Source organism: Pseudomonas rhizozeae, from assembly GCF_031583775.1.
Classification (GTDB): Bacteria; Pseudomonadota; Gammaproteobacteria; order Pseudomonadales; family Pseudomonadaceae; genus Aquipseudomonas.
In genome coordinates this window covers 1-12,120 of record NZ_JAVLSB010000040.1, presented here as the reverse complement: position 1 = coordinate 12,120, position 12,120 = coordinate 1, and the positions used below count along the sequence as shown (strand labels likewise).

The window sequence follows — 12,120 nt, the reverse complement described above, 5'->3', positions numbered from 1 at the left end:
GGAGTGAGGGTATGCCGAGCCTAGGCGAGGCACCGAATGGAGGGGATTAGAGCCTTTGGTTACTTTGGGCTTTTCAAAGTGACCCGCTGTAAGAGCGGAACCATAAGCAGTCATCACATAAATAATGGATATGTACACCTGCAAAATTTCTAGTGCCTGAACAGAAGCCATCGCTGGCAAGCCAAGCTCCCACAGGGTTTCGGGACATCCGCCATTAACTCACCAGCAGGGAGATAGCCATCGCTGGCAAGTCGAATCGTCGCACCGCAGCTTCCACAGGGGAATGCGTACCACCCGAAGCCAGGTCGGCTAATAGGCCGCCTCGTCAACCCACTCACAGCCCTGACGACAACCCAGCGACCGCGAAACCTTCCACCCAGACAAAAAAATGCCCGACTCTCACCAGTCGGGCATTTTACGTTTCAGGTCAGGCTTCAGAACTCATACTTCGCGGTCAACTGCAGGTTGCGCGGTTCGCCGTAGAACGTGGTGTCGAAGTTGCCCAGCCCCGTCAGGTACTTCTTGTCGAACACGTTATTGGCATTGACCGTCAGGCTCAGATGCTCGTCCACCTGATAGCGAGTCATCAGGTCGACCAGGGTGTAGCCGCCCTGTTTGATCAGGTTGTAGTCGCCAATCGAGCCGTTGTAGATGTTGCCGTAGAACGCGCTCTGCCAGCTCACGCCGCCGCCGACGGTGACTTTGTCCAGCACGCCGGGCAAACGATAGGTGGTGAAGGTGCGCACCACGTGTTCCGGTTTGCTGGTGGACAGCGGGAAGCCGAAGATGCGCTGGCTGTCTTTGTCGCGGGTGCGGGCGTAGGTGTAGCCGGCGGAGATGTTCCAGCCTTCGGCCAGTTCGCCGGCCAGTTCCAGCTCGATGCCTTTGGTGGTGGCGCCAGAGATGGCTTCGTACACGTCCTGCCCGGTGGTGGTGTCGGTGGTCAGGTATTGCGCGACGTTGTCCTGCTCGATCTGGAAATACGCCAGGCTGGCGTTCAAGCGGCCGTCGAAGTAGGCGGCTTTCAGGCCGGCCTCGTAGGCGTCGCCTTCCACCGGCTCGAGGGTCGCGCCGCTGGTGTCCTTGTAGATCTGCGGCTGGTAGATCTTGGTGTAGCTGGTGTACAGCGAGTAGGTGTCGTCGAGGTCGTAGACCACGCCGGCGTAAGGGGTCACGACCCCGTGTTCCTTATAGCTGGCGTGGGTGTCGGCGGTGCCGTCGTTGTAGTTGTAGTCCTCGTTGTACTTGAAGGTGCTCAAGCGGCTGCCGAGGATCAGCGACAGGTCGTCGGTGGGGCGGAAGCGCGTGGCCAGGTACACGCCGTTCTGGCTCTGGGTGCGTTCGTACTTGCCGTTTTTCGGGAAGTCCGGTTTAGGCAGTTCGCCGTTCCAGTCGAAGATGCTGCCCGGCACCAGCGAGGAGGCGCTGGTGTTGTAGGTGGCACCGGTCTGGCGCGAGTGCGAGGTCATCACGCCGGCGACCAGTTCATGTTCGCGGCCGCCCAAGGAAAAAGGGCCGGAGATGTTGACGTCGGCGGTGTCCTGCACGCGATGGCCTTCCCAGCGGCCCCAGTACAGGAACATGCCTTCGCCGGTGACCGGGTCCGGGTTGCCGCCGCTGGCCGAGGCCAGGCGCGTGTCGTGGTCGGAGACTTTTTCGTTGAGGCTGACTTTGAGTTTCCAGTCATTGGCCAGGGCTTGTTCCAGCGAGGCGAAGTAGGTGGTGCTGTCGAAATCACGACGGCTCCAGTCAGCGCCCGGGTTGAAGCTGCGTGGGAAATCGGTGCGAGAACCGTCCGAGAAGTACACCGGGTTACCGGTCCAGGACGAGCCGCGCGGGGTGGTGCTTTGCTTGTCGATGCCGAAGGTCAGCAGGGTGTCGTCGGTGAGGTCGGCTTCGAGGATGCCGTAGTAGACGTCTTTCTTCTGCGTGTAGTTGTCGATGTAGGAATTCTTGTCCTGGTAGGCGCCGACGAAGCGGCCGCGCACGCTGCCGGAATCGTTCAGCGAACCGGAGATGTCGCCTTCGGTGCGGTAGTTGTCCCAGGACCCAGCGGTGGCGCTGATCGAGGCCTTGAAGTCCTTGGTCGGTTTCTTGCGCACCAGGTTGACGGTGGCGGACGGGTCGCCGTTGCCGGTCATCAGGCCGGTGGCGCCCTTGATCACTTCAACGCGGTCGTAGGTGGCCATGTCGATGTGGGTCGCGCCTTCGTCGTATACCCCGTCGTAGATCGAGTTGACGCCGTCGTACTGGTAGTTGGTGATGGCGAAGCCGCGCGCCGAATATTCGGTACGGTCGCTGTCGTATTGCTGCACCGAGACGCCGGGCGTGTTGCGCAACACGTCGCCGATGTTCTTGGCGCCCAGGTCGTCCATTTGCTGACGGGTCATAACTGTCACCGACTGCGGGGTTTCACGCAGGGTCAGGGGCAATTTGGTCGCGGTGGTGGTGGCGCCGGTGGTGTACGAACCTGTGTCTTCGGTCTTCAGGCCAAGGGCCTGGCCGGAGATGGTGGTCGCGCCCAGTTGCAGGCTCGACGAGCCGCCGGACACCAGGGTGACGCTGTTGCCGTTGATCTGGAACGAAATGCCAGTGCCCAGCAGCAAGGCTTTCAGGGCGTCGGACGGCTCCAGCGAACCGGACACTGCACGGCCCTTGATTCCGGCCACCTGGTCCGGGCTGTAGAGGATTTGCAGGTTAGTTTGCATACCCAGTTCAGTCAGGGCCGACGCCAATGGCTGCGATGCGATATTGACCTTGACCGGCGCGGCGTTGGCCATGTTGCTCCCCAGCAACGTGGCGGTCAGCAGAACGCTGGTGAACAGGCTGCGGTGCAGTGTCGGGCGCTGAACCGCCAGCGCGAGAGGGGTGCGGCGTGGATTGAGTCGCATTGCTTGCCTATGCTCCTGAAAAGTCTTGTGCAGAGTTTATTGTTAATAGGAATGATTATTAGACGAGGCGGGTTCGCAAAACCGGAAAGAAATCGGTGAAATAAATCCGCAATCGTTGCTGGCTCCAATCCTCATGGGTCTTGTGTCAGGCCGGGGCCAGCTCGGTGACCACCCGGCCGCTGTCCATCCGCACCAGTTGATCGGCCACATCGAAATAACGGTCGTCGTGGGAAATGACGATGATGGTTTTGCCCAGGCGTTTGAGGTCCGGCAGCAGCTCGGTGTAGAAAATCCGCCGGAAGGTCGGGTCCTGGTCGGCGGCCCATTCGTCGAACACCAGCACCGGACGCTCCTCGATCCAGGCGTTGACCAGCGCCAAGCGTTTGCGCTGGCCGGTGGACAAATCGGTGGTGGTGAAGCTGCCGTCCTTGACCCGAACCTTGTGTGCGATCTCCAGGCGTTGCAGGTATTTGTTGGCGTCGTCGGGGATGTGCTGGTCGCCCTGGATCACGTCATCGAACAGGTAGTAGTCGGCGAACACCGTGGTGAACAGCTGCCGATAGTCATCGCGATTGTGCGCGTCGATGGCCTCGCCGTTTACCCGGATTGCCCCGTGATGCGGGGTGTACAGCCCAAGCAGCAGCTTGATCAGGGTGGTCTTGCCGCAACCGTTTTCGCCAACGATGAAGGTGATGTCGCCCTGTTTGATCGTCAGGTTGACCGGGCCCAAATGGAACGGCGCTGCACCGTCCACCGCCGGGAAAGCGAAGCGCACATCGTCGAGTTTCAGCTCGTGCACGGCACTTTGTACGTGGCCTTGGTCGCTGAGCAGCAGGTGCGGTTCCGGGGTGGAAAACTGGTCGGACAACTCGGCGATGCGGCGAAAGGCGATCTGCGCGCGGCTGACGATCGGCAGGGTGCTGATCAGGTGTTCCAGCGGGCCTTTCATGTACAGCAGCACCAGCACGAAGCCGCTCATGACGGTCTTGTCGGCACTGGGCCAGAAGGTTTGCAGCGCCAGCGCCAGGCCGATCACCACGAAGAACAGCATCGAACCGAAAGTCTTGGCGATCACGAAGGTGTTGATAGAGCGCACCTGGGTGTTGCAGATGAATTCGGCGGTGGCCTTGATCCCGGAGACAAACATGCGTTGCCGGCGCGGGCGATGGATGCGCAATTCCTTGGCGCCCTCGGCGATGGCGTTGTAGTGCTTTTGCAGTTCGTCCTCGGCTTCGCGGGCGGCCATGAAACCTTGCACGCCTTTGCTCTGGGCGTAGGCCTGGATGGCGCTGCCGATCAGGATCGCGGCGACCATGATCAGGAACATCGGCCACGACAGAATCGCCAGGTAACCCATGCAGCCGAGGGTCACGGTCAGGGAAATCGCCAGCGGCGCGAAGGCGAAGGCGAAGTCGCTGATGGTGTCGACGTCGTGGGTCAGCACCGGGATCAGGCGGTGGCTGCGGTAGCGCTCAATTTGCTCGATCGGCGCCGACAACACCTTCTCCCCCAACTGTTTGCGCAGCTTGGCGATGATGTGCTGGCCGACGTAGTTGGTGCCGATGTCGGAGCAGATCGAACTGAGCAACGCCAGCAGGCACAAGCCGCCAAACAGCACGACCACGCCCTGGGTCAGGCCGCTGTCGGAATGCAGGGCATTGTTGATGGTCGCCAGCAGCACCGTGACACTCAAGCCGCCAATCATGCCCAGGGCAATCGAGGCAATGACGATCAGGCGAAAGGGTTTGAGCAAGACGAACAACTCGCCGAGCACGCCACGGGTTGGCTGGGACATGGAAGACAATTCCTTGGGTCATAAGGCAGATACCCAATAGAACGTATGGTGCAGGGGTTTATTTAGCGACGGCTGACTGGTGGTGAATGGAGCGGTGGATAGAAAAACAGTGTGGGAGCGAGCCTGCTCGCGAAGAGGCCTTCAGCTTCGGCATCTTGGGTGACTGACAAATAGCTTTCGTCGGAACGCCGCCCGGAGCCGGTTCGCTCCCACAGGTGTGCAAACCCGGCGTCCATGCTCACAACTCCCTGACCACCCGGAACCCCAGCCAGTCGCCGCGGGCTTGGGGGTATTGGCTGTTGCGGTTGCCGGAGCGGGAAAACACCGGCGCTTCGCCCCAGTCGTTGCCGCGGATGCGCACTTCTTCGCAAGTGCCGTCCATCCAGGCGCTGCCGTCGGTGGGGGCACCGAGGTAGTTGTCGTGGGTGCAATCCTGGACCCATTCGTAGACGTTGCCGTGCATGTCGTACACGCCGAAGGCGTTGGCCGGGTAGCTGCCCACCGGCGAGCTGTAGCTGTAGCCGTCCGCCGGGCCGTAGGTGTTGGCGTGTTTGGCGATGCTGTATGCCTTGCCCGCATCGAACGGGAAGGGAAACGGCCCGCTGCTACCAGCGCGCGCGGCGTATTCGCGCTGGGCTTCGCTGACCATGTGGTAATTCTGCCCGGTTTTTTTCGACAGCCAGGCGACGTAGGTTTTTACGTCCTCATAGCTCATGCATACCGCCGGCTGGCGCGGGGTTTGCGGATAGCGCGGCTTGCTCGCCACGCACTCGCGGCCGGGGCGGGTGTCGCCATTGGCGATGACCACGCCACTCTCACGCACGTAGCTGTCCCACTCGCCGGCGGTCACCTGGAAACGGCTGATGGCAAAGGGGCGGGCGAAGGTCACGTCGTGCAGCGGCCCTTCATCGGGCTCGCGGCCGACTTCATCGTCCGGGGTGCCCATTTGGAACGTGCCGGCGGGCAGCACGACCATTTCCGGGCAGTCGCGGCAGTCTTTGAACACCTTGCCCGGTGCCGGCGGTGTGGCGGCTTGGGCGCTTATCGGCAGCAGGCCGGTCAGCAGGGCGGCCAGCGCCAGGGTATGCAACAAGTCAGGCTTCATCGGTCGTCTCGCTTAAAGAAAATTCACAAAGTCTTGCCCAGCACCGCCATGAAGCGATCGATCTGCTGCTCGTCGTTGAGCAGGCCGGGGGCAATGCGGATCACCGGGCCGGCGTCACGGTCCACCGCGTCGCACACCACGCGTTGCTGCATCAGATAAGCGGCGGTCTGGTCGCAGTCCTTGCCCTTGATTCGGAAGAAGGTGAACCCGGCGGACAGTTGCGGACTGTGCGGTGTCACCAGTTCAATCGCTGGATGCTCGAGCAGGCGGTTTTTGGCATAGGTGTTCAGCCCATGGATGCGCGCTTGCACCTGCGCTTTGCCGAGTTCCAGGTGCAACTTGAAGGCTTCGTCGACGGCCCAGCGGTGTTCGAAACTGTGGTAACCGCCGGGAGTCATGATGGTCGAGAAAGACGTGGCTTCGGAGAAGGTCGGGATGGTCGGCGTCAGGTCTTTGAGTTCGGTGGAGCGCGCGCAAATCAGCCCGGTGCCGCGCGGGCCGAACAGCCATTTGTGGGTGCCGGCGATAAAGAAGTCGCAGTGCATGGCCGGGAAGTCGAGGTCTTCGACGCCAAACCCGTGCACGCCATCGACCACGTAGAGAATCCGGTCTTTCTCGTCGCGATTACGGTTGTGCCGCGCCACCAATTGGCCGATCTCGCCGATTGGCAGTTTCACGCCGCTGCCGGACTGCACCCAGGTCATGCCGAGCACCCGCGTCTGCGGGCGGATGCCTTGCTCGATCGCAGTCAGCACTTCATCCGCCGACACCTCGCGGCTGCTGTTGAACAGCTTGAGCTTGCGCACCTGCACGCCGTCCTTTTGCTGGCGGTAGGCGAGGGCGTAATTCGTCGCGTAATGCTCGTGTTCCGTGGTGAGGATTTCCTGGTCCGGGCGCACATGAATGCCGCCGTAAATCAGCGCCAGTCCTTCAGTAGTGCTGCCGGTGAGGGCGATCTGTTCGGGGGCGGCGTTCAGGTAGCGACCGGCCCAGACCCGCACGTTGTGCTCGCGTTTTTCGGTTTCGCCCAGGTCCCAGTCCATCGCCAGCCCAGGGTTGCGGTCGAGGCTGGCGCGGTAGCGCTCGATGGCTTCACGCACCGGGCGCGGGTGCGAGGTCACCAGGAAGTTGGCGAAGTGCAGGTAGCTCGGATCCTGGTCGAACAACTGGCGCAACCGGGCCCACTTGTCAGCGGAGGATGACCCCGCCAGCGACGGCGCGGCGCTGGCCTGGGCAGGCAGTGCCACGGCGGCGCCGAGGGGCAGGGCGGCGGCGAAGATCCCGGCCTGCTTGAGAAAGGAACGGCGATTGGTCATGGTTCGGTTCGCTTTGGCAAAAGGGGCTCAGTGGCTGGCGAGCGGTTTCGAGGACTGCTGCACCTGCTCCCAGACCCGCAGGAAATTGCCGCCCCAGAGCTTGGCGATGTCCGCTTCGCTGTAGCCGCGGCTGAGCAATTCGGCGGTCACGTTGCGTGCCTCGCTGACGTCCTTCCAGCCATCCAGGCCGCCGCCGTCGTTGAAGTCAGAACTGATGCCAACGTGGTCGATGCCGATTTTTTTCACCGCGTAGTCAATCGCGTCGCCGTAGTCCTTGAGCGTGGCTTTCGGTTCCTCGTCGACAATCGCGTAGAGCTGGCTGGCGTACTCGCCGAAGCGCTGCTCGGGCCACACGGTAATAATCGGGTCGCCGGGCATCAGTGCCATTTCCAGGCCTTGCAGCGGTTGCAGATCAAAGCGTGCACGCAGGGCGTTGAGCTTGTCCTGCGTGGACTGGCTGAGCGGGCGGAGGTAGGTCGGGAAACCGACGATCTGCACCACGCCGCCACTGTTCTTGATCAGTTGCATTTCCTGGTCGCTGAGGTTGCGCGGGATGTCCACCAGGCCACGGGGCGCCGAGTGCGAAGCCACCATCGGCGTGCGGCTGAGCTGCGCGACTTGCTCCAGGGCCTTGGTCGACATCTGCGACACATCGATGATCACCCCGAGGTCGTTGAGGCGGTGCACCGCTTGCTGGCCGATTGCCGACAAGCCGCCCAGGGCATCGCGTGAATCGTTGAAGAATGGCAACGGCCGCGACGAATCGGCCCAGGCGTTGTTGCCGACATAGCTGAAGCCGAACATGCGCATGCCGCGCGCGGCCCAGCGGTCGAGGGCGTTGAGATCGTTGCCCAGCGGGTAGGCGTTGAGCATGCTGATGAAAATCGCGAACTTGCCTTCGCCGTGCAGGCGCCGGAAGTCGGCGGGGGTGTAGGCAATGGCGACCTGATTGGGGAAGTCGCGCACCAGTGTGCTGATGATTTTGAAGCGGGTTTCCTGCTCGAACCGCGCCTCTTCGACGAACCCGGCGGTGGGACGGTGCGGGGCGTTGGCGCCGTTCCAGATTTCCGGCCAGCCGAAAATCGTCAGTGCCGCGCCGGACAAGCGCCCGCGCGCAATTTTCACCAGGTCGAACTGGCCGCTACCGTCCTTATCGGCTTCGTTGCCGGCGGTGCCGAAATCCAACGGCACGGTGATGTGGCTGTCGAAGGACAGCAGGCGCTCTTGCAGTTCGTCGGCCTGCTTCATTACTTTGATCGGGTAGCCGGGGTTGTCCCGGAACGCGTAATCCCAGATCGCGAAGCCGGTGCCGGCGGCAATCGCCAAGGCCAGCGGCAGGCCCAGGTACAGGGCCTTTTTCGAACGTGGTTTTGTCATCGCCATCTCAGTCAGTTTCGCCGTCGAAATGCAGGCGCAGGGGCCTTTGCTATCTGGGAAGAACGAGTGACTGGCGGTGGAATTTAGTGCCTGGGGCTGGCCTCTTCGCGAGCAGGCTCGCTCCCGCAAGTTCAGCGCATACCCTGTGGGAGCGAGCCTGCTCGCGAAGCTTGTAAATTTATCCCGCCAACACTCGTTCTAGCTTGGATAAAGCCTGCTTCATGGCTGACACAGGTAGGGCAATGACGATTTCTCGACGATGGTTCATGGCAGGCCTGGCGCTGACTGGCGCTGCGGTACCTGCGGCTTTCTATGGGCATCGCGAATGGACGAAGCCGGACCCGACGATCACCCCCGGCGAGGCCTCGTTCGACGTCGCGGACGTGGCCGGCCAGCACTTGGCCAACACCCTGCGCGGCGTCTGGACCCTGCGTTTCGAGGGGCGTGACGCGGGTATCCAAGGCTTGCCGCTGGACGGCCTGGAAGTGTTCCTCGACATTGGTCACAAGGGCCGTGGCGTCTGTGGTTTTCTCGATACCGCCGAGCGTTTGCGCAGCCCGCAAACGCCGCGCTATCAAGTGCTCGGCGACCTCGCCGGGGCCAAACCGGCGCAGTTGAGCTGGCGCCTGATGAGTGCCGCTGGCTCGATCGATTACGAATTCAGCATGAGCCTGGACGAAGTCTGGGCCGGGTTCGGCAATGCCGGCAGCGGCTCGCTCAGTGGCCGGGTGCTGGACCTCGATCGGCCATTGATGCTGACCGCTCAGGACAACCGCTTTATCGCGGTCAAGAAGGTCTTCCCGGAGGCTCGCGAGCGCACCGGCCTCAACCCCGCACTGCTGGCGTGGCTGGTGTCGCCGGAGCATCGTTTGTTTCACCAGCTGTGGCACGCCTCGCGGGACAAGTGGCACACACTGTCCGCCGAGCAGCGCGGCGCCTTGCGCGGGATTGGCTGGCAGCCTGGGACCCGCGATCAGGAGCGCGACGCCCGCGGCCCGCGCAAGGACAAGAACGGCTCCGGCGTGGACTTCTTTTTCATGCACCGGCACATGCTCGGCAAGGCCCGGTCGCTGCAGGATTTACCGTCGTGGCAGCACTTCCCGCTGCCGCAACCGGAGCTTGCCCGCGATCGCCTGGGCTTCGCCCGGTATTTCGATAACCACGACGGCACCGCGCTGCCACCGACCTGGCTGGCGGACGACGATGCCGAGTACACCCAGTGGGTCAGCGACATCAAGACCGCCGAGACTTATCACAGCAATTTCCAGGTCTGGGAGTCGCAGTACCGCGACCCGCGTTACCTGGCAAAGTTGACCCTCGGTCAGTTCGGCTCCGAAGTGGAGCTGGGCCTGCACGACTGGCTGCACATGCGCTGGGCCTCGGTGCCACGGGATCCGTCCAATGGCCAACCGGTGCCGATGGCCCGCGATCCGGCGGACTTTTCGGCGCGCTGGTTCGCGCCGGAAAACGATTTCCTCGGCGACCCGTTTTCCTCCCATGTGAACCCGGTGTTTTGGTATTTCCACGGCTGGATCGATGATCGTCTGGAAGACTGGTTTCGCGCCCACGAGCGCTTTCATCCAGGGGAAGTCAGCCGTCAGGAAGTCAATGGCGTGCCGTGGTTTGCCCCTGGCCGCTGGGTGGAGATCGCCGACCCGTGGCTCGGGCCGAGTACCCACGGTTGCAGCACCACGCCGGGTTTGCAGGCGGGCATGTCGGTGGAGATGGATCCGGAAACCATGAAGCTGGCTTTGCGTATTACGTTCGGTGATGACGAGGAGAAACTGGCCGGGTTGTTTCGCAAGGTGCCGCGTCGGCCTTGGTATGCACGGCATTTGAAGGCTAAGGCCAGTCAGGCCTGACACATAATCCTGTGGGAGCTGGCTTGCCAGCGATGGCGTCGGGTCGGGTCGGGTGATGGATTTGGTTGGTGTACATATCCGTTGCTGCGGTAACGGCTGCTTAGGGTTGCGCCCTTACGGCGCCTTACTTTTTTTCAAACGCCCTCCGTGTCAGGCTACCTGTCGCCTTTGTTGATTGACTCAATCATTCAATAGGGCGAAGGTGCATAACAATGTCCAAGCAAGGCAAACGCTACGACAACGACTTCAAAGACTGGGTCGTTTTGCAAATGATGCCGCCCCTCAATCGATCAGTGGCGGAACTCGCCATTGCGCTCAATCTCACGCCTCAGTCACTGCGAAACTGGAGACAAATGGCTAGAGATAAAGGTTTGATCGTGCCGGGAAACGGCAAGACCAGTAATCAATGGTCCAGCGCCGATAAATTCAATGCTGTCATGGAAACCGCACCGCTGAGTGAGGTGGAGATTTCTCAATACTGCCGAATCAAGGGCATTTATCCTGAGCAAATTCAGCAGTGGCGCGAGGCCTGCCAAAACGCCAATACCCTTGCTGATCTGAAACCCAGCGCAGAGAAGACTGCCGAGCAGCGGCGGATCAAAGAGCTGGAGCGTCAGTTGATCCAATCCGATGCTGGACGTGCGGAGGCGGTGGCTTTGCTGGAGCTCAGAAAAAAAGCCAATGCGATCTGGGGCAAGGACAAGGAAGACTGATCAGCGCCTCTGATCGTACGCAAGCCATGAAGTTGATTGCTGAAGCGGTATTGAGTGGGGCTCGTCGATATCGAGCCTGTAATGAGCTAGGGCTAAGCCTGCGCACAGTTCAACGCTGGCGATACGCCGACTGTGACGGTCGACAACTGGCTCAGCGGCCAGCTCCGGCTAACAAGCTCAGTGATACGGAGCGCCAAGCGGTGCTTGCCGCCGCCAATCAGGCTGGCTACGCCAGCCTCACCCCGCACCAAATTGTCCCGAAATTGGCCGATGAAGGTATCTATCTGGCTTCGGAGTCGACGTTTTACCGTGTGTTAAAAGCCGCGAATCAAAACGTGCGTCGCGGCCGAACCAAAGCCCCGAAACGCAGGGTGCTGACGACTCATCGCGCTGATGCTCCCAATCAAGTGTGGTGCTGGGATATCACTTGGTTGCCCAGCACTGTCAGAGGTCGTTTTTTCTACTGGTATATGGTCAAGGATGTCTACAGCCGCAAGCTGGTCGCCAATGAAGTGCATGAGGTGGAATGTGCCGAACACGCATGTGAGCTGCTTAGAAAGGGATGCTTGCGGGAGCGTACAGCGGGTCGTCCGTTGATATTGCACTCGGATAACGGTCACGTTATGAGAGGTTCCTTGTTACGTGAAAGCATGATTGCCCTGGGCGTAGAGCCGTCCTTTAGCCGGCCAAGAGTGAGCAATGACAACGCTTACGCAGAAGCACTTTTCCGCACCGCAAAGTACTGCCCTCTCTGGCCGGATCAACCATTCGATACGGTCACTGAAGCAAGGCTTTGGGTGCAGAAATTTATTGAGTGGTACAACGAAGATCACCGCCACAGCGCCTTGAAATACGTGACACCAAACGAGCGGCACGAAGGCAAAGCGACGGCCCTATTACAAGCTAGAACAGCACTTTATGAGGATGCCAGAGAAGCTAATCCGGGCCGCTGGAGTACCCGGATACGGAACTGGAAGCTAGGAGATGCGGTGTATTTAAACCCAGAACGTCCTGAAATTAAGAGCGCAACGGGTTAACAACTGTAGGACCAAGGCGACAGG

At 61.1% G+C, this 12,120-nt stretch carries 7 protein-coding genes; 2 read left to right on the top strand and 5 right to left on the bottom strand.

From position 1 onward, the window contains the following. Positions 1 to 434 precede the first annotated feature (434 nt). The 5 genes from RG836_RS12630 to pvdM form a co-directional block, all read right to left on the bottom strand. Positions 435 to 2,891: a TonB-dependent siderophore receptor gene (locus RG836_RS12630; RefSeq protein WP_310845828.1), complete on the bottom strand. Its 2,457-nt coding sequence runs from the start codon at positions 2,889 to 2,891 to the stop codon at positions 435 to 437. A gap of 145 nt (positions 2,892 to 3,036) precedes the next feature. Next, positions 3,037 to 4,686, bottom strand: coding sequence for a cyclic peptide export ABC transporter (locus RG836_RS12625; protein WP_310845826.1), 1,650 nt, complete (start codon positions 4,684 to 4,686; stop codon positions 3,037 to 3,039). Positions 4,687 to 4,924: 238 nt separating this feature from the next. Then, a complete protein-coding gene (gene pvdO, locus RG836_RS12620) occupies positions 4,925 to 5,791 on the bottom strand; it encodes a dihydropyoverdine dehydrogenase (RefSeq protein ID WP_310845825.1) in 867 nt (288 codons plus the stop codon). Between the two features lie 23 nt (positions 5,792 to 5,814). After that, complete coding sequence (gene pvdN / locus RG836_RS12615) at positions 5,815 to 7,107, bottom strand: pyoverdine-tailoring periplasmic protein PvdN (protein WP_310845823.1); 1,293 nt, start codon at positions 7,105 to 7,107, stop codon at positions 5,815 to 5,817. 27 nt (positions 7,108 to 7,134) lie between these two features. After that, positions 7,135 to 8,484, bottom strand: a complete 1,350-nt coding sequence (gene pvdM, locus RG836_RS12610; protein WP_310845821.1) for a pyoverdine-tailoring dipeptidase-like protein PvdM — start codon at positions 8,482 to 8,484, stop codon at positions 7,135 to 7,137. Between the two features lie 242 nt (positions 8,485 to 8,726). Between pvdM and pvdP the strand changes: the two genes are divergently transcribed. Beyond that, on the top strand, positions 8,727 to 10,346 hold the full coding sequence (gene pvdP / locus RG836_RS12605) for a pyoverdine maturation tyrosinase PvdP (RefSeq protein WP_310845820.1): 1,620 nt from the start codon (positions 8,727 to 8,729) through the stop codon (positions 10,344 to 10,346). A 212-nt stretch (positions 10,347 to 10,558) separates the two neighbouring features. Continuing rightward, positions 10,559 to 12,096, top strand: a protein-coding gene (locus RG836_RS12600; RefSeq protein WP_409078081.1) for an IS3 family transposase whose coding sequence is annotated in 2 segments (ribosomal slippage) — positions 10,559 to 11,009 and positions 11,009 to 12,096 — 1,539 coding nt in all. Because the reading frame shifts where the segments join, the coding sequence is not laid out codon by codon here. Positions 12,097 to 12,120: the final 24 nt, after the last annotated feature.